The sequence below is a fragment of the uncultured Arthrobacter sp. genome (assembly GCF_902805515.1).
Taxonomy (GTDB): domain Bacteria; phylum Actinomycetota; class Actinomycetes; order Actinomycetales; family Micrococcaceae; genus Arthrobacter_D.
Window position 1 is genome coordinate 1 of the sequence record NZ_CADCTE010000155.1, and the last position, 18,482, is coordinate 18,482.

The 18,482-nt window shown below is 69.3% G+C and carries 16 protein-coding genes and 1 pseudogene; 10 read left to right on the forward strand and 7 right to left on the reverse strand.

The window, feature by feature from the left end; all coding sequences use genetic code 11:
* The 3 genes and pseudogenes from QZX79_RS14085 to QZX79_RS14095 all read right to left on the reverse strand — a co-directional run.
* Positions 1-328 (reverse strand): annotated as a pseudogene (locus tag QZX79_RS14085) (hypothetical protein); the annotation flags it as partial.
* A 165-nt stretch (positions 329-493) separates the two neighbouring features.
* Positions 494-1,273 carry an SDR family NAD(P)-dependent oxidoreductase gene (locus tag QZX79_RS14090; RefSeq protein ID WP_294569105.1) on the reverse strand — a complete coding sequence of 260 codons (780 nt, stop codon included), beginning with the start codon at positions 1,271-1,273 and terminating at the stop codon, positions 494-496.
* Between the two features lie 195 nt (positions 1,274-1,468).
* The gene (locus QZX79_RS14095; protein ID WP_294569106.1) at positions 1,469-2,056 is read right to left on the reverse strand and encodes a TetR/AcrR family transcriptional regulator; all 588 of its coding nucleotides are present in this window, start codon (positions 2,054-2,056) and stop codon (positions 1,469-1,471) included.
* Between the two features lie 130 nt (positions 2,057-2,186).
* Here QZX79_RS14095 and QZX79_RS14100 point away from each other — a divergent pair, with 130 nt between their 5' ends.
* Positions 2,187-3,092 carry an NADP-dependent oxidoreductase gene (locus tag QZX79_RS14100; RefSeq protein WP_294569108.1) on the forward strand — a complete coding sequence of 302 codons (906 nt, stop codon included), beginning with the start codon at positions 2,187-2,189 and terminating at the stop codon, positions 3,090-3,092.
* Positions 3,093-3,146: 54 nt separating this feature from the next.
* Here QZX79_RS14100 and QZX79_RS14105 read toward each other — a convergent pair whose 3' ends face one another.
* Positions 3,147-3,938, reverse strand: coding sequence for an SDR family NAD(P)-dependent oxidoreductase (locus tag QZX79_RS14105; protein ID WP_294569110.1), 792 nt, complete (start codon positions 3,936-3,938; stop codon positions 3,147-3,149).
* Positions 3,935-5,242, reverse strand: coding sequence for a histidinol dehydrogenase (gene hisD, locus QZX79_RS14110; protein WP_294569112.1), 1,308 nt, complete (start codon positions 5,240-5,242; stop codon positions 3,935-3,937). The genes QZX79_RS14105 and hisD overlap by 4 nt, the downstream gene beginning before the upstream one ends.
* Positions 5,243-5,354: 112 nt before the next feature.
* Between hisD and QZX79_RS14115 the strand changes: the two genes are divergently transcribed.
* From QZX79_RS14115 to QZX79_RS14155, 9 genes are all read left to right on the forward strand, one after another.
* On the forward strand, positions 5,355-6,395 hold the full coding sequence (locus QZX79_RS14115) for a LacI family DNA-binding transcriptional regulator (RefSeq protein ID WP_294569114.1): 1,041 nt from the start codon (positions 5,355-5,357) through the stop codon (positions 6,393-6,395).
* A gap of 347 nt (positions 6,396-6,742) precedes the next feature.
* On the forward strand, positions 6,743-8,251 hold the full coding sequence (locus QZX79_RS14120) for a GMC family oxidoreductase N-terminal domain-containing protein (RefSeq protein ID WP_294569115.1): 1,509 nt from the start codon (positions 6,743-6,745) through the stop codon (positions 8,249-8,251).
* A gap of 26 nt (positions 8,252-8,277) precedes the next feature.
* Positions 8,278-9,318: a sugar ABC transporter substrate-binding protein gene (locus tag QZX79_RS14125; protein ID WP_294569116.1), complete on the forward strand. Its 1,041-nt coding sequence runs from the start codon at positions 8,278-8,280 to the stop codon at positions 9,316-9,318.
* On the forward strand, positions 9,308-10,858 hold the full coding sequence (locus QZX79_RS14130) for a sugar ABC transporter ATP-binding protein (RefSeq protein WP_294569117.1): 1,551 nt from the start codon (positions 9,308-9,310) through the stop codon (positions 10,856-10,858). Before QZX79_RS14125 ends, QZX79_RS14130 begins: the two co-directional genes overlap by 11 nt.
* Positions 10,855-11,856: an ABC transporter permease gene (locus tag QZX79_RS14135; protein ID WP_294569119.1), complete on the forward strand. Its 1,002-nt coding sequence runs from the start codon at positions 10,855-10,857 to the stop codon at positions 11,854-11,856. Before QZX79_RS14130 ends, QZX79_RS14135 begins: the two co-directional genes overlap by 4 nt.
* A 50-nt stretch (positions 11,857-11,906) precedes the next feature.
* Positions 11,907-12,878, forward strand: a complete 972-nt coding sequence (locus tag QZX79_RS14140) for an ABC transporter permease (protein WP_294569121.1) — start codon at positions 11,907-11,909, stop codon at positions 12,876-12,878.
* Between the two features lie 36 nt (positions 12,879-12,914).
* Complete coding sequence (locus tag QZX79_RS14145) at positions 12,915-14,957, forward strand: FAD-dependent oxidoreductase (protein ID WP_294569123.1); 2,043 nt, start codon at positions 12,915-12,917, stop codon at positions 14,955-14,957.
* Entirely contained in the window at positions 14,954-15,853 is a 900-nt protein-coding gene (locus QZX79_RS14150) for a CoA ester lyase (protein WP_294569125.1), read from the forward strand. Before QZX79_RS14145 ends, QZX79_RS14150 begins: the two co-directional genes overlap by 4 nt.
* The gene (locus tag QZX79_RS14155) at positions 15,850-16,623 is read left to right on the forward strand and encodes an enoyl-CoA hydratase/isomerase family protein (RefSeq protein WP_294569127.1); all 774 of its coding nucleotides are present in this window, start codon (positions 15,850-15,852) and stop codon (positions 16,621-16,623) included. The genes QZX79_RS14150 and QZX79_RS14155 overlap by 4 nt, the downstream gene beginning before the upstream one ends.
* Positions 16,624-16,638: 15 nt before the next feature.
* On the opposite strand, the gene QZX79_RS14160 is transcribed toward QZX79_RS14155, so the two are convergent.
* Together QZX79_RS14160 and QZX79_RS14165 are read right to left on the reverse strand one after the other, a co-directional pair.
* Positions 16,639-17,280, reverse strand: a complete 642-nt coding sequence (locus QZX79_RS14160; protein ID WP_294569129.1) for a response regulator transcription factor — start codon at positions 17,278-17,280, stop codon at positions 16,639-16,641.
* Positions 17,277-18,464 (reverse strand): GAF domain-containing protein, encoded by a 1,188-nt coding sequence (locus QZX79_RS14165; RefSeq protein WP_294569131.1) that lies wholly within the window; start codon positions 18,462-18,464, stop codon positions 17,277-17,279. Before QZX79_RS14165 ends, QZX79_RS14160 begins: the two co-directional genes overlap by 4 nt.
* Positions 18,465-18,482 lie beyond the last annotated feature (18 nt).

Consider the following 18,482-nt stretch of genomic DNA (forward strand, 5'->3'; position numbering starts at 1 on the left):
TCCGTGCTCCCGCGCGGTCGTAGATGACGACGCGCGAGTCCGCGCCGATGCCGAGTCGCTGCAGCGACTCCGTGAGCTGCTCGAGCGGTGGGCGGGCGAAGCGTCCCACCGGTGCGGAGAAGTCGCGGAGCAGGTCGGCGTACTGCGCGCGCGGGAGATGCTCGTCCTGGTGCGTTGCCAAGCCGTCGACCGTCGTCCACCCTGCACCTGCGTCGTCCGGCGGCCGCAGGGTGATCGTCGCGTCGACGATGCGCAGGTTCTCGTCGTCGAGCTGGCTGTCGAGCCAAGCCGTGGAGACGATCGGCGGTACGGACGGACTCTCGGTCATGTCGCAATCGTAGGAGCTCGTGGGGTCTGAACAGCGCGGACGCCGGCCGGAGCCCCTTCCCCTTCTAGGGCGCGACCATGGATGGTGAGCACTGTGTGGGCACGAACGCGCCTGAGCAGGATGCCGCGGGTCGGCCGCCGCTACCGCTCCCGACCGTTGCGCCGGCTAACCCAGGTGAGGCTGTCCGGTGGAGGCAGTCACACCGCCGTCGACGGCGAGCACGGCACCTGTGATGTTGCGTGCGCTCTCGCTGGCCAGGAAGAGCACGGCCGGCGAGGTGTCCTCCGGTTGCCCCACCTTTCCCAAAGCGGTGCGATTGGTGAAGGCCGCGACCACGGCGCCGTCCGCGAGCATGCCCGCTGTGAGATCGGTGGCGGTGAGGGACGGGGCGACGGCGTTCAGACGCACGCCCCGACCACCCCAGTCCAAGGCCAGCGACCGCACGAAGTTGGTCACAGCCGCCTTGGTCGCGGCGTAGGCGGCCTGCCCCCAGTCGCCCCGTAGGCCCGAAACGGAGGAGATCGCCACCAGCGAGCCGCCCGAGCGCTCCAGATGCGGCAGCGCGGCCTTGGCAAGGTGGAAGAAGGCATCCACGTTGGTGGCGCGCATGGCCGCCCAAGCATCATCGTCGAGCTCGGTGACATCTCCGGCCTCGTACGCGGCGGCATTGCTGACGACCACGTCCAGGCGCCCGAAGCGGGCCACCACGTCATCGACGAGGCCGCGCACCGCCGCCGGATCGGTGAGGTCTGCGGCGAACCCCGCACTCGTGTCCGCCGGGCGACCGCTCAGCACCTCGGCAAGCTTGTCCGATCGCCGGCCGGAGACCGCGACGGTGGCGCCCGCATCCAGGAAGGCGCCCACGATGCTGCGTCCGATGGCCGACCCGCCTCCTCCGGTGACCAGCACGACAGACCCGGTGAAGTCGAAAACTGCTGTGGCCATGTAGGCGGTCCTCCAGAGTGTCCAGGTGCAGCTGGTCGATCGGCACCGTGTCACGGTCACCCGCGGAGCAACACCTGCATCTGCACCCAGTCACGCCCGGAAGCAGGACGGTGGGGTAGGACCTCGCACGCAGGTGCGGCCGGCTCGCCCGGGTGTCTGGTCGCCTCGGGTGTTCGCGGGCAGGTCGAAGACCGCCTACGAAGCCATTCTGACCGACTGCATCGCCACTCGAACGGTGGCGCGCATCGGCTCGGTGGCGGAACGCGCCGCGTCGAGAACGTACAGGCCCTCGAGCACCGACAAGAAGAAGTCGGCGAGGTCGTCGGTGGAGAAGTGAGCAGGAATCTCGTTCTTGTCCTGCGCCGAACTCAGTGCGGTCAACAGATACCCCCGCGCGCGCATCAGCTGAGCCTGCACGATGCCGGCGGTGATGGGGTCCTCCGCCATTCGTTCGGTGATGGCGCGGGTCAACAGGCAACCGCAGGGGCGGTCGACCGGCGGATCGATGACGTCGTTCAGCACCTGCTCGACGCGGACGAGCCCCGGCCGGGACTCGTCTTCGAGAACGGCGCCCAGATATGCCGTCATGTTCTCGCAGTAGCGCTCGAGGGCGCGATGCCAGAGCGCGTCCTTGTCGCCGAACGTCGCGTACAAGGAGCCACGGCTGATGCCCAGGTTGTCCACGATGGACTGCACGCCCGTCGCCTCGAAACCGTTGGCCCAGAACAACAGCATGGCGTCGTCGATCTTGGCCGTCGGGTCGAAGGCCTTGGCTCTGGACACGTACCCAGGGTACCCGCGCGCATCCTGTGCGAGCCGGACCCGCGGCGGATCTGGAACGATCGGTCGCCAGCCGCTAGCATCTGGACCGACCGTTCCAACACGAGTCGACGACCCAGCGAAGGATCCAACGATGCGCGCAGTGGTGTTCCGTGAATTCGGCAGCGATGAGCTCGTCGGCGTCGCCGACGTGCCCACCCCCGAGCCCGGCGAACAGGAGGTTCGTATCCGCGTCGCCGCAGCGACGGTCAACCGGACCGACATCAACGCACGAGCGGGGCTGTACGGCCTGCCGATTCCTGACTCGCCCGGGTACGGCCTCGGGATGGACGTGAGCGGAGAGATCGACGCGATCGGCGCGGGCGTGGACCGGCTGTCGGTCGGGGACCGTGTGGTCGGCTTCTGCATGGCGCCCCAGCAGCGGGGAGGGCAAGCCGCGTTCGTCGTCCTCCCGGTCGAGGCCGTCGCCCCGGCTCCGCGCGGTACCGACCTCGTGCAGGCGGCCACGCTGCCGCTCAACGGCTTGACCAGCCTGCAGGTCCTCGCCGCCGTCCAGCCCGCCTCGGGTGGCACCGTCGTGGTGACCGGAGCAGCCGGCGGGCTGGGCATGATGGTCGTGCAGTTGGCGCACAACGCGGGCCACCGCGTCGTGGCATGGGTGCGGAGCAAGGACGACGCGGCGTTCCTGACGTCCCTCGGCGCCGACCAGGTGGTCACCGAGGTGGGGGAGTTGACCGAGCGGAGCGCGGACGCTGTCATCGACACCGCGATGCTCGGGCAGGAGACGGTCAGGCTGATCCGGGACGGGGGAGCCTTCATCACCGTACGAGGGATCGAGCCGGAACTGGAGCGCGGTATCCGTCAGGTGACCGTGTGGGTGCAGAACGATGAGGAGCAGCTCGCCGAGCTGGTCTCCGCTGTGGAGTCGGGCGCGGTGACCTTGCCCGGGGTGACCACGATGCCTCTCGAGGAGGTCGCCTCGGCTCACCGCGTGTTCGAGGCGGGCGGCGTCCGCGACCGCCTCGTGCTGATCCCCTGAGTGCTCGCGGGTACGCCGGTCGGCAGCAGCCGACCGGCGTACCTCCGCTGCGACTCAGCGGGCGACCATTCCAGCCGACACGTCGATGTCGGCGCCCGTGAGTCCGGGCATGTTCAGGACGGCGAGCACGGCCCGCGCGACCTCGTCCTCGGTGACCATGCGCCGCAGTGCCGACCGTCCGACGAACTCCTCCTCGGCCTGCGCTGCCGTCTGCCCGGTCCGCGCCGCCTCCGCAGCGAAGTTCCGAGCCATGCGCGGTCCGGAGACCGGACCGGGGGACACCGTGTTCACGCAGATGCCGAACGGCCCCGTCTCGTGTGCCAGCGTCGAGGTGAGGCCGATGACGGCCATCTTGGACGCCGTGTACGGCGTGCGCCGTGCCAGTGGCCGCTTCCCGCTCACGGAGGCGATGTTGACGACGTCGCCGGACCTGCGGTCGATCATCGGTGGGAGGAAGGCCCGGCACATCAGGTAGACGCCGCGGACGTTGACCGCGAAGACGTCGTCCCACTCGGCCGGTTCGACCTCCCACAGGGCCGCCACGGGCCCGGCGATGCCCGCATTGTTGACCAGGATCGAGATGTCCTCGTCGGCCAGGGAAGCGGCCAGCGCGGCAACCGACGACGGGGACGCCGTGTCGACGGTCGCGACGGTCGCGGCGGCACCGATCTCCCCAGCCACCGCCGCCAGCTTGTCCCGCTGCCGGCCGGTCAGGAGCACGCGGGCCCCCCGCGCGGCCAGGGCGAGGGCGATCGCCCGGCCCAGACCGTTTCCCGCGCCGGTGACCAGCGCGGTGCGTCCGGCCACGAGCTCGCCGGACGCACCGTCGGGCGAGGTGCCCGTCACAGGCTTCGGGGGGCCCAGGTGAGCGGCGCGCCGGCGTACTTGTGGGCGCGCACGTCACCGGAACGGGCATGGCCCTCGAAGAGCTCGACCCGCGCCGCCCGGCCGCACAGCTCGCCGAGAGCCGCGCTGGCCGCCTGGTCGGTGACTTCCTGGTACGTGACGGTCTTGAGGTACTTGCCCACCCACAGGCCGCCTGTGTAGTTGGCGGCGCCACGCGTCGGAAGGGTGTGGTTGGTGCCGATCACCTTGTCACCGTAGGAAACACAGGTGCCCTCGCCGAGGAAGAGGGCGCCGTAGTTGCGCATCTTCTCGAGTGCCTCACGAGGCTTCGCTGTGAGCACCTGGACGTGCTCGGAGGCGTACCGGTCGGCAAGCGCGTACGCCTCGTCGACGTCGCCGACGACCACGACCTCACCATGGTCGCGCCAGGCCGGCCCCGCCATGTCGGCGGTGGGCATGTCGACCAGGATCTCCTCGATGAGGGCGATCACGCGGCGGCCGAGGGACTCCGAGGTGGTGATCAGGACCGCGGGGGAGTCGGGCCCGTGCTCGGCCTGGCTGAGCAGATCGACGGCGACGACGAAGGGGTCGGCCTCGGCGTCGGCGATCACCAGGATCTCAGTAGGGCCGGCGAACAGGTCGATGCCGACCTCGCCGAAGAGCTGACGCTTGGCCTCGGCCACGAAGGCGTTCCCCGGTCCGACGAGCAGGTCGACCTTGCCGATCGTCTCGGTACCGATGGCCATGGCCGCGACGGCCTGCGTGCCGCCGAGGAGGAGGATCTCGTCGGCGCCGGCCAGGTGGAGGGCGGCGATGGTCGCGGCCGGAATCTCCCCCCTGATGGGCGGGGTGCACGCGGTGACCCGGGAGACGCCCGCCACCTTCGCCGTGACGACGGTCATGTGCGCCGACGCGACGAGCGGGTAGCGACCACCCGGCACGTAGGCCCCGACGGCGGCCACGGGGATGTTCTTCTGGCCCAGGTGAACCCCTGGTTCGGTCTCCACCTCGAAGTCGTGCAGTGAGTCGCGCTGGTGCTGGGCGAAGTTCCGCACCCTCTCCTGAACCGTGACGATGTCGGCGATGGCCTGGTGCGGCACCGTGGCGATGATCTTCTCGATCTCGTCGGCCTCCAGACGGAAATTGGACGGCGACCATCCATCGAATCGCTCCGAGTACTCCCGGACGGCGGCGTCGCCGCGCTCCCGGATCGCGGCGATGACGTCGACGACGGTCGCGCGAACATCCAGTTGACGGGCAGCGTCCCCCGTGGACGCGGGTGCGGACTTCAAGGTCTGGCTCATGGCGGGTCTCCTTCGGGATGGAGGCCCAGGCTTTTGTGTATACGTATACCTGTCAACATCGACGTTGCTCGCTTGCGGCATCGTGCCGTCGCGTCGTGGCAAAGGAGGGTTCATGCCTCGGAAGGTGACCAGCTTCGACGTCGCGCGGCTGGCCGGGGTGTCGCAGCCCACCGTCTCCCGGGCGCTGCGGAACCTGCCCGGCACGTCCCCGGGGACCCGGGAGCGAGTGCTGGAGGCCGCGCGCGAACTCGCCTACGTGACGAGCGACCGGGGTCGCTCGCTGTCGATGCGCAGCACTCAGCGGATCGCCATCGTGTCCGAAGAGCTAACGAACCCCTACTACCCCGAACTGGTCGAACCGCTCCGTCGCGAGCTCGCGCACCGGGGATACCGGACGGTTCTGGTGGCAGATCACGCTGACGGGAACCCCGTGGGCCTGGACGCGTTGACCGACGGGTCCTACGACGGGGTCATCCTCACCACGACGCGGAGGCGCTCGCCCCTGCCCCGCGATCTGACTGAGCGCGGCGTGCCGCACGTGCTGGCCAACCGTCTCCTGGACCAGCCCGAGGCGTCCTGCTGCGGAATCGACAACGCCGCCGGCGCCCGGCAGGTCAGCGATCTGCTGGCCGCTCTCGGGCACGAGCGCATCGGGGTGATCCAGGGGCCGGTGGACACCTCGACCGGCAAGGAGCGGGCCGAGGGCCTGGCCGCCGGCTTGCGAGGCCGTGGCATCGGCGTGCGGCGGGAGCTGACTCGCCAGGCGCCGTACACGCACGACGCCGGTCGTGCGGCCGCGCATGAGTTGCTGCGTCTGGGCAGGCCGCCGACCGCCATCGTGTGCGGCAACGACGTCGTGGCCCTGGGCGTGCTCTCGGCTGCCCGCGAGCGCGGGATCTCGGTGCCGGTCGACCTCACCGTGATCGGGTTCGACGACATCCCGATGGCCGGCTGGCCGCTGGTCGCGCTGACGACCGTGCATTGCGACCTGCAGGCACTCGCCCGGATGACGGTCGAGCTGCTCATGGACCGGCTGGAGAACCCGGACCGGGCGCCGGTCGAGCGGCGGATCAGGCCATCGCTGGTGCTGCGGGGGACGCACGCAGCGGTCCGCGGTGACGGGCGGGTCCCACCGCCCGCCGCTGTGAGCTGACCACCGGTACGGATCGGGCCGGCCATGGACGACGTGCGCCATCGATCGCTGACTGTCCGTGGCCGGAAGGCCGCGCGCTAGCCGGCGGTCCACGCCCCGCGCCTCAAGTACCTGCATTTGCATCTGTCGAGGGCTCACTCCCCGCCCTACGTTTTCCCAACGTTCCGGTGATGTGCGTCACCGCCACTCACGGGACCTTCTGTCGGCGTCGGCAAGGAGATGAGTCGCGTGAGGTCGTTCTCCTTTCCATTGTCCTGGTCGCCTGCTGATCGGTGCACCGGGAACGGCCGGACGCTGTCGGGAAGGCGTTTCGATAACGGATCGATGCAGAGGGAGGTGTTGTTCTGATGGATGAGATGAATGCCGATGTGGCAGTCATCGGCGCCGGCGCCGCCGGATCTGCAATCGCCGGGGAAGTCCTGCGAGCCGGGCTCTCGGTGGTCCTTGTCGAAGCCGGACCACACACCACCCCGGGACGATTCGGTCGCCATCTCCGCAATGACGGTCCGGGGGACGACGGTCTCCAGGCGTTCGGTCAGGTGATGCGGACGAACCTCAGCCACCATGGACGCTCGACCGGAGACCACGGTGACATCGAAGGGTTCCGCGTCTCCCACGGGCCGGGCGGTGGGATGGCCCTCTGGTTCAACAACTGCCCGGAGCCGGAGGCGAGCGAGCGCAACCGCGCCGTTCCCGCGGAGCAGTGGCTGCACCTGCTGGAACGTGCCCGCACTGCCTTGTCGGTCGGCGTCCAGCCATCGGTACGAGGCGAGCGGCTCGAGCGGCGGATCGCTGGACTCCTGCCCGCAGGCCCCGCCGACCGTGGCGTGCAGCCCATGCCGACGGCCGCAGTGGGCACCGGCGCGGACCGGCGCTTCGTCGGCGCTGACGACCTGCTGCTGGGCGAATCAGCTGATCTGCCGGCACACGCCAGCGTGCTCAGTGGCCACGTGGCTCGTCGCGTCGTGCTGGCATTCGGCCGGGTGATCGGCATCGAGGTGCACCCGGCCGGCGGGGGAGTCGCCCGGATGGTCCGGGCCGAGAAGTACGTGGTCTGCGCGGGCGCCGTGGGAACACCTCAGCTGTTGCAGGCCTCCGGGTTGGCGAACGAGGCGCTCGGGTCCTATCTGATGGATCACCCGATGTTGATGACCCGAGTCGCCCTCAGCTCCGAGGTCTTCACGGGTGCACCCGCTGACGACGCCCCCTTCTCGGTGTGGATCCCGGTCCGGGGAGACCGCACGTGGCACACCCAGCTGAGCCGGACGCCCTACCTCCCGAGCCTTCCCGACGTGCCGGACGCGGAGACCGGAGATCTGATCAGCTTCGGGTCGACCAGCCCGGATCCCGCCAACCGCCTGCACTTCGACCCCACCCGCGTCGATGCCTTCGGGCTGCCGGCCTATCGAGGAACTCTCCGGCTCGACGACGGTGCCCGACAGCGGCGGGACGCCATGATCCTGGATCACGTCCGGCTGTTCGAGGCACTGACGCGCAGGGGCCGGCCGTGGACCCCGACGATGCCGATCGGCGGGACGTCCCTGCACCTCAGTGGCACCCACCGCATGGGACGACGCGACGACGGCACATCGGTTGCCGACGTGAACTCGCAGGTGTGGGGCGTCGACAACCTGTACGTGGGCGGCAACGGACTTCTCTCCGAGCCGAATGCCTGCAATCCGACGCTGCAGACCGTTGCCCTCGCTCTCCGGTCCGCGGATCACATCGTGGGCCGCTCCCCGGGCAGCGGGAGCCGCACGCACGCCGGAGTAGGTGTGAGCGCTTCCGGCCCTCGTGAACGGCGCAGCCGACCTCAAGCGCACGCGGCCATCCGAGCCGCTTTCCATGCCTCCTGAACCGACACCCAACAAAGGATGATCCCATGTCTGTCACCGGCGTCCGGCAGGTATCTCGGCGAACGCATCTGCTCACTCCCGCCATCGCACTCGTTCTTGCCATGAGTGCGTGCGGCGGAGGAGGTGGTGAGGCAGGTGCGACGAATTCGGCAGGATCCGTCGAGGGCAAGAGCGTGGCCCTCATCTCCTGCGGAGACTTCAACCGTTGGTGCCAGGTCTTCAATCACGGCATCATGGACGATCTCCGCAGCAACGGCGCCGACGTCACCTATCTGGAGTCGCAGTTCGACGCCGCGGTCCAGAGCCAGCAGGTCGACCAGGCCATCTCCCAGAATCCAGACCTCATCATCCTGTATGCCGCCGATGCACGTGCCCTCGTGCCCGCGATGCGACGTGCCCAGCAGCGCGATATCCCGATCATCAACGTCGTGAGCGCTCCCGCGCCCGAGGGCAAGCCCTACATCACCTCCTCCGTCGAGCCGGGCGCCGTAGAGCTCGGCAAGAACGCCGGCCTCAACTTGATCGAGGGTCTCAAGGAAGCCGGCGTCACCGAGGGCAATGTCGTGGCGGTGACCGGTACCGCCGGCACCATCGAGGTCCCACTCCGGATGCAGGGCTTCATGAGCGTGATGGACCAGAACCCGCAGTACAAGGTCGTGGAGACCCAGGACGCCAACTGGGATCCGCAGAAGGCGGCGCAGATCTCCCAGCAGCTGTTCGCCAAGTACCGGGACAAGGGCGGAATCCAGGGTGCGTTCGGAATGAGTGACGACCTGGCCAACGCGATCATCCAGACCGCCAAGCAGGCCGGCGTGACGGTGGGCGCCGCCAACAAGGGCCTCGTGGTCGTCTCGAGCAATTGCTACAAGGTCGGCATCGACAACATCGAGGCCGGCGACCAGTACGGCACGAGCACGGAGTCCCCCGGTCGCTACTCGGAGTTCGTCCAGAAGTGGGTCAACGAGTACCTCACCAAGGGCTCCATCGAGAAGGAGATCATTCAGGAAGAGGTCCGGATCACCAGGGCGAACGTGGGAGAGTGGAAGGACACCTGCAGTGTCATCTGACCTGTTGGATTCCGAGATCTCCACCGGGCTCGCACTCGAGGTCCGCCAGGTCACCAAGAGCTACGGCAACCTGGTAGCGCTCGATGACGTCTCCTTCGAGCTCCGCAAGGGTGAAGCACATGCCCTGCTCGGTCACAACGGCGCGGGGAAGACGACGTTGGTCCGGACCATCGCGGGGCAGGTCGTCCCCGACTCCGGGGCGGTGTTCGTCGACGGCGCACTCGTCTCGCTGTCGAGTCCACGAGATGCACAGGTGTGTGGCATCGCAGTGGTCGATCAGGAACTGACGTTGCTGCCCGCCCTCACCGTGGCGGAGAACATCCACCTGGGCAGACGTGACGCGCGATTCTTCGGCGCCGCGACCGATCGCAACGGGAAGATCGCCAGCCTGCTCACCCGGTTGGGACTTGCGCACATCCATCCCGACACGCTGGTCGCCGAGCTCTCCCTCGCCGAGCGCCAACTCGTCGAGATCGCCCGTGCGCTCAGCCGGGACGCGCAGATCCTGCTGCTCGACGAACCGACGGCCACCTTGAGCGATGTCGAGATCCAGCGGGTCTTCACGGTGGTGCGCGACCTGCTGACGGAAGGGCGGAGCGTGATCTACGTCTCGCACCGGTTGGGGGAGGTGCTGGACCTCTGCGACCGTGTCACCGTCCTGCGGGACGGGCGGCGGAAGGCCACCCGTCCCGTGGCCGGCATGGACCGTGCCGGGATCGTCCGGCTCATGCTGGACGAGGGGGCGGTCGAGGCAGCCAGGATTCCCCGGCGGGAGGGCAACGGCGACGCCCCCAGCGTCATCACGGCGCGCGGCCTGGCCGCACCCCAGCTCTTCTCCCTCGTCGACCTGACGGCACGCGCGGGGGAGATCGTCGGGATCGCCGGCCAGATCGGTTCGGGTGCGAGCTCCGTCGTCCGCGCCCTGGCCGGCCTGGTACCCAGTTGCACGGGGGAGGTCGCGGTCGACGGGCACCCCGGGTCCCCACTGGGGACGCCGATCCGGTCGGCACGGGCCGGGATCGCCTTCGTCTCGAACGACCGGAAGAGCGAAGGACTGTTCCTGGACAAGAGCATCACCCGCAACCTCGTGGCGACCCGCCCTCGACAGACCTGTCGGCACAGCGTCGTCAGCGCCAAGCGGTCTCGTGATCTCGGGCGTCAGCTCTGCGCGCTGGTCGGTATCGATGCCAAGCGGGCCGAGGACCCGGTGTCCTCGCTGAGCGGTGGGAACCAGCAGAAGGTCTTCATCGGTCGCTGCCTCGAGCATCCCGAGGTGAAGGTCCTGCTGCTGGACGAGCCGACCCGAGGCGTCGACGTCGCCGGACGCGCCGAGATCCACAACCTCGTCCGACGAGCCGCGGCCGGTGGCGCAGCTGTCCTCTTCGTCTCGACCGAGTTCGACGAGGTGCTCGACCTGGCCGACACGGTCGTCACCATGTTCGGCGGCAGGGTCGTGGCCACCCACCGCGGGTCCGACATCGACGCCTCCACGATCCTGGCCGAGACGACGCATGGTTCCTCCGTGCGAGGTGTCGCGTGACCGCGGAGAACGTCACGGCTGCGGACCCGGACACGACCGTGCGAGCCCCTGTCCCCTCGGAGCGCCGCGGACCGTCGTCCAGCGCGCCTCGGATGCTCTGGGGGCTGGTCGTCCTCGTCGCCGTATCGGCGCTCGCGTTGACCACCGACGGTTTCGTCTCGGTGGCGAACGCCCGAGCCATCCTGAGCTCGGTCTCCTTCACCGGGATCCTCGCTGTCGGCACGGTCGTCATCATGCTGAGCGGCAACCTGTTCTCGTTGTCGATCGGGACGTCGGCGGCTGTCTCGTCCATGCTCTTCCTGTACCTGCTGCCCGATGTGGGCTTCGTCCTGGCTGTGCTCCTGACCCTGGTGGCGGGTTATGCGACGTTCGCGCTGCAAGGAGCGATCGTCGGCAGGCTCGACGGGAACGCCATCATCGTCACGATCGGGGCGGGGGCGCTCCAGGTCGGGGCGGTCACCTGGCTCCTGCCCGGCAGCGTGCAGGTTCCCGACGGGGTCGACATCGGCTTCCTGACGCGGTCGGTGCTGGGGTTGCCGTTCCCCCTGTACGTGTTCCTCGCGGTGGCGCTCCTGGTGCAGTGCTGGTTGCACTACTCCGCCACAGGCCGGCAGGTGGAGCTCGTGGGCGAGAACAAGGCAGCGGCCCGGGCGGCCGGCCTGCCCACCGGCAAGCTGGTGACCGTCGCGTTCGCCGTCGCCGGGCTCTGCACGGCGATCACCGGGATCCTGCTGGCCGGGTTCAACCAGAACGCGAACCTGGCGGTCAGTGGCACGTTCACCTTCGACGCCATCGCGGCCGCGATCGTCGGTGGCAGCTCTGTCATCGGTGGGCGCGGATCGGCGGCGAGGGCCGTGCTGGGCGCGGTCATCATCGCCACGATCGCGAACATGCTGCTGCTGCGCGGCTTCGGCACAGGTGTGCGTGTCCTGGTCGAAGGCATCGTCGTCGTTCTCGTGGTCGTGGCTGCCCAGCGGCGGAAGCGGAGCATCGCATGACAACTCGTCCAGGAATGGCAAGACTGGCGCGCCGGAGCCGTCGCGGGGGATTGCCGTACGTCTTGCTGGTGGTCATGCTGCTCGTCTTCGTCGTCCTCCCGGTGGTGGCAGGGCAGCAGGTCACCAGCTTCAACTACTACAACCTCTTCCAGGTCTTCGCCTCACTGGGTCTGCTGTCGGTCGCACTCGGTCTCACGATGATCGCGGGCGAGTTCGACCTGTCCGTGCTCGGCACGTATGCCTTCGCCGGACTGGTGGCGGTCAAGCTGGGCGCAGACGATCCGGTCGTCGGCCTCCTCGCCGCCCTGGTGCTGGCCGCGCTGATCGGTGCGCTGCAGGGAGCGTTGGTGGCGTGGTTCCGGCTTCCCTCCGCGGCTGTCTCGTTGGGTGTGTACATCGCACTGCTGGGACTCACTGCCACCATCAGTGACTCCAAGACGGTTCCGTACAACAACCTGAACGTGTCCGATGTCCTGGACCGCCAATACCTGGAGATCTTCTCGCTGCGGTCGATCATCGCCATTCTCGCCGTCGCGGCGATCGCGGTCACGATGACCTACACGCGTTTCGGCAGGGACGTCCGAGCCATCGGGAGCGACAGGCGCGCCAGCCTCCGCATCGGTGTCCGGGTTGACAGCATCCTGGTGGTGCTCTTCGTTCTCTCCGCGCTGCTGTCCGCTCTCGGTGGCTCGATGCTGGCCCTGAGTCTCGCCGCTGCGACCCCCGACCCCGGCTTCGATCCGCTGATCTTCGCGTTGACCGCGGTCCTTCTCGGCGGGGTCAGCCTGCGCGGCGGCACGGGCACCGTGCTCGGCATCGCCGCCGGGATCCTGACCCTCAGCCTGCTGCGTGAGCTGCTCACGGTGCTGGCCACGCCCACGTACGTCTCGAGCCTGGCCACCGGGGGCCTGCTGCTCGTCGTGGCCTTCGCGGCCGCGCCGGGGTTGAACGCCTGGTGGCTGTCGATGCGACGGCCGACCAAGCGCGTCGCCGAGCCACCGTCCCTCAGCCGCGTCGGATGACGTCGTGCAGCTCCTACCTGACTTCAGGAGGCCACCATGTCCGTAGCAGCCCCCCACGGTGACGCCGGCGCGTCACTCGACGCCTTGTGGAATCCGATAACCATCGGTTCGTCGGTGACGTTGCCCCATCGCGTCATCCAGTCGGCACACGAGCACAACTACGGTGCTCCGGACTTCGTGCTGGGTGAGAAGAGCATCCGTTACTGGGAGGATCGTGCCCGAGGCGGCGCTGCCCTGATCATCACGGGCGCGCAGACCGTGCACCGCTCGTCGTTCGGGCACTCGGCGCGTGGAGCGGAGGGCTGGCGACCCGAAGCCCGCGACCGCTACCGCCGCCTTGCCGAGGCGGTGCACCCGCACGGCACCAAGGTCTTCGTGCAGCTGGCGCACTGGGGTGCCGAAGACGTCGGCAACCAGGACCTGTGGAACTTCAGGGAGCTCTGGGGGCCGTCCGACGTCCCGTCGATGGGATACGGGGAGCATCCCCGTCCGATGGAGGCCGGTGACTTCGCCGCACTCGTGGAGGGTTACCTGCAGACCGCGGCGAACGCCCAGGCGGCGGGCTGCGACGGCGTGGAGTTCCATGCCGCCCACGGCTACCTCGCCATGCAGTTCCTCTCGCCCCTCTACAACCGCCGTGAGGACGAGTACGGCGGAAGCACGGAGAATCGCTGCCGCTTCGCCATCGAGGTGGCGACCGCCATTCGTGAACAGTGCGGCCCCGACTTCCCGCTGGGTATCCGCCTCTCCTTCGACGAGATGCACCCGACCGGCGCAGGAATCGATGCTGACGAGGGCGAGCGGATCGTCCGGGTGCTCTCGGCCACCGGGCTCTACGACTACTTCAACATCACCGGCGGGGCCGGTTACGCGATCCAGAACTTCATCGCGCCGATGTCCAGCGGCCTGCGCGAGCAGTTCGTGCCGTACGCCGCGCGGGTCAAGAAGCTGGTGGACGTGCCCGTCTTCATGGCCGGTCGCGTCACGGACATCCGCGCGGCCGCTCGCCTGGTGGCCGAGGGTCACGTGGACGTCATCGCCATGACCCGAGCCCAGATCGCCGACGCAGAGCTGGTCTCCAAGGCGCGCTCGGGCCGCCTCGACGAGATCCGGGAATGCGCCGGCATCAACCAGGGGTGCATCAACCGCGTGTTCCAGGGCCGCGAGCTCAGCTGCACCCAGAACCCGTCGGTCGGCCGGGAAGCCGAATGGGGCCTGGGTACCTTGCGCACCGCTGACTCCCCGAAGAAGGTCCTGGTGATCGGCGGCGGGCCGGCCGGTCTGAAGGCCGCCGACGTCGCTGCCTCGCGGGGTCACGACGTGGTGCTCTACGAGCGCGACGACCGTCTCGGGGGGCAGGTCGCGCTGGCGGCGGAGCTGCCCAGCCGGACCGAGTGGAGCAAGGTCATCGACACCCTCACGCGGTCGCTGCACCGACGGGGGGTGCGCATCGAGCTGGGCGTCGCCTTCGACACCTCGACCCTTGCGGCAGAGCCCGCCGACGCGATCGTCCTGGCCACCGGGTCGCGGTTCGCCACGACGGGCTGGTCGATCGCCCGCGGCGAGCGAGCATCGATCCCCGGACTGCAGCACACCCGCGTCCTCAGCCCAGCGGAAGTGATCCACGATCCGTCGGCCGCGGGCGAGGACGTCGTGCTCGTCGACGAGTCGGGGGGCTACATCGCTCTCGGGATCGCCGAGTTGCTCGCCGACCGGGGCTGCCGGGTCCACGTGGTCACGCGCCACCTCTTCGTGGGGCACAACACGGTGAGCACGCTCGACCTGCCGCACGTGTATCCCCGATTGGTGGCCAAGAAGGTCCTCATGCGTCCCCAGACCCACCTGGAGAGGGTCGAGCCCGATGGCCGAGCGGAGCTGGCGTCGGTCTGGGGCGGTCCCAGCGAGCACGTGCCCGTGGACAGCGTCGTCCTCGTGATGGGGAGGCAGCCGAACAACGACCTGTACCAGCCGCTCAGCCAGACCCCTGATCTGGAACTCCACCGGATCGGGGACTGCCTGGCCCCGCGCGACGTGGACCTGGCCTTCTACGACGGCGAGCGAGTGGGGAGGCTGCTGTGACTCTCCCTCGCCCAGGATCGCCGGCCGGCGATGTCCCGCGTCGGCTCCCACCGGGGCCTGCGGTGCTGTTCTGCCCCGCCGATCGCCCGGACCGATACGCGAAGGCGCTGGCCGCGGCCGACACCGTGATCATCGACCTGGAGGACGCGGTCGCCGCCGAACGCAAGGCCGTCGCGCGGGACATGCTCGAGGCGGCTCTGGGCACGCTGCCACCCGCCCGGACGGTCGTCCGGATCAATTCCCCCCGGACCGACGAAGGGGCCGCCGACATCGAGATGCTCCGGGACTCACCGCTGCGCTACGTCCTCGTGCCCAAGGCCGAGACTCCCGCGGAGCTCGAGGCGGTCGCGCCCCTCGCTGCCATCGCCCTGTGCGAGACGGCGCGCGGGGTCGAGCAGGCAGTCACGCTGGCATCGACGCCCTCCTGCGTGGGTCTGTTCTGGGGCGGAGAGGACCTCACCGCGGACATCGGGGGACGAAGCAGTCGTGACCGCAACGGCGTGTATCTGCCCCACGTGCAGTACACCCGGGCCCGCGTCCTGCTCGCCGCCACGGTGGCCGGCGTCTCGGCGTGGGACGCGGTGTACCTGGACATCCCCGACACCGCCGGTCTGGCCGAGGAGTGCGAGCAGGCTGTGGCCATGGGGTTCGTGGCGAAGGTCGCGATCCACCCGTCGCACACCGGCATCATCCGGGAGGTCTACCGCCCCGGCGCCGATCAGGTCGACTGGGCCACGAGGCTCCTCGCCGCGGTCGCGGCAGCCGAGTCCGGAGTGGTCACCTTCCAGGGCCGCATGGTGGACGGCCCGCTCCTGACGATGGCGCAGAACATCATCGATGCCAGTCACGCGCCCGCTCCGGCCGGCGAGATGTCCGGGGAGCGCGGCGCCCGATGAACGTCGACTGGGAGCTCGAGGACGGCGTGGCGACCCTGACGATCAACCGTCCCGAACGCCACAACGCGATGGACGCCGATACCTACGAGGAGTTGTCGCAGGCGTGGTCACGGGTCCGCGACGATCACGACGTCCGGGTAGCCGTCATCACGGGCAGTGGGCAGAAATCGTTCAGCGCGGGCGCCGACCTGAAGTCGTTCATCCCGTCGCCGGGGGACCTCTCCGATTTCTGGAACACCCAGCGCGGGCAGTTGCTCAATCGCGGCCTGGAGGTCCACAAGCCGGTCGTGGCAGCCGTGAACGGGTACTGCCTCGGCGGCGGGATGACGCTCCTGCTGGCCACCGACCTCCGGGTCGCCGCCTCGCACGCGACCTTCGGGTTGAGCGAGGTCCGGCGGGGCCTCCTTCCGGGCAACGGCGGCACGCAGCGTGTCCTGGAGCAACTACCGCATCCGATCGCCATGGAGCTGCTGCTGCTCGGCGAGACCATGGACGCGCCCACGGCCCAGCGTTGGGGCCTGGTCAACCGCGTCGTCGCGGCCGACGAGCTGATGACGACGGCGTACGACTACGCGCGGCGGCTCGCGGAGCTGCCACCGCTGGCTGTCCAGGCGTGCAAGGAGCTCGCCTTGCGCTCGCGCGACATGGATCGGCGCAGCGGGCTCCGGCTCGAGCAGACGATGCTGCGCATGCTGCAGTTCACGGAGGACTCGCGCGAGGGCGTGCAGGCGTTCTCGGAGAAGAGGGCCGCCTCGTTCCAGGGTCGCTGAGGAGGTGTGCGGGGCTCAGATGAGCCGTTCTCGACGAGCGATGGAGATGGCCTCGGTCCGGGTGTGGGCGTCCAGCTTCACCAGGACCGCCTGCATGTAACTGCGCACCGTGTTGACCGACAGGTGGAGCTCTTCGCCGATCTGCCTGCTGGTCAGGCCGCGGGCGACCATGCGCAGCACCTCGTGCTCCCGCATGGTCAGTCGCTCCATCCCGAGGTCCCCCGCGTGGGCGCCCTGGCTGCTGCGGCTCAGCCTCGGGTCGAGCACCACCTCACCGCGGAGGACGCGGTCGAGTGACCGCACGATGTCCAGGTCACCGGAGTCCTTGAGCAGCACGCCCGACACGCCGGCCTCGAGGCACCCGCGAACCAGGTCGGGATCGTCATGGCCGGTGAGGATGACGACGCGGGAGGTGACGTTCGCGGCGCGCAGCTCCCGGTGGACATCGGGCCCGAGATCCTGCCCCAGACGCAGGTCGAGGATGATGATGTCGGGCATCACATCCTGCACGGCGGCCAGGCACGCCGCGCGATCATGTGCCTCCCACACGACGTCGTAGGCAGACCCCCACAGGAGCTGACGCATCCCACGGATGACGATGGGATGGTCGTCCACCAGCGCGACCGTCCTGCGGTCGGCTGCCGCGGAGGTCGTCACCGGGTCCCTGGGTCGAGCTCCGCGCGGACCGTCACGCCGCCGTCGTCATTTCCGCCGATGTCGAGCGATCCGCCCACCAGGGCCATCCGGTGGGTCAGGCTGGACAGGCCGTAGTGCTCGCCCACCGAGGGAGCGGTGATCGGCCGGAGCCGGAAATCGCGCGGAAGTCCCGGGCCGTCGTCCATGACCACCACGGAGACCTTCCGCGGTCCGTACACGATGCTCACCACCGCCGAAGAACCAGCGGCATGCTTCGCCACGTTGTTGAGCGACTCGGCGACCACCGCGGTGAGCGTGTCGACCGTCTGCGGGTCCAGGTCGACGGACGCACCGCACGTCGCCAGGCTGACCGAGACGCTGGACCGCGCGGTGAACCTGTCGACCGCGGCACGGATGCGCTGGTCGAGCAGGCGGCTGGCCTCCACCGGGGCCAGCGACCGGACGGCTGCCCGGGCTCGCGCAGCAGCAGCCGAGGCCATGCTCTCGATGCTGGCGATCTGCGCCAGCGCGGAGGCGTCCGCGGGCAGGAGGCGCCGCGCGAGGTCGGCTGCCGCGCCGATCGAGAACAGCAGCGGAGTGATGTCGTCGTGCAGCTCCGCAGCCAGTCGCTGGCGCTCGCCGGCTCGGGCCTCCTCCATGCCACGCGCCCATTGCAGGGAGGCCAGCAGCAGGGGTCCGATCGCCTCCGAGGTCTCCTCGAAGACGGTGATCTCCGCGCTGGTGATGTTCTCGTCGCTCCGTCGGCCCATGAAGAGCACCCCGAGCGGCTGGTTCTGGACCACGATGGGGATTCCCGCGGCGCCCCGGATCCCCTCCTGGACCACCATGACGTCCGTGAAGAGCCGGGTCTCGCGGCGGGCGGAGTAGTCGCGCACCGACACTGTGCGGTTCAGCGAGACCGCCAGCCCGCCGATGCCTGCGTCGCCGGCGAAGCGCATGCCTGATATGTGGCTGGTGCGGTTGCCCTCGGTCGCCCGGACCGTCAGGTACCCGTCGCTGTCGAGGACGGTCATGTTCACCAGGTCCAAGGGTGCGGCGCCGTGCAGCCGTCCTGCCACCTTCGCCGCCAGGACGTCCAGACCGAGGAGCCCGCTGGAGGCCAGCGACGTCCCGAACGCCTCGGCGGACCCGCGCTGATCGGCGTCCGTCTCCCCACCACCCCGAAATCCTTCGGTGTCGGTCACCCCGGCCTCGCTTCCGCT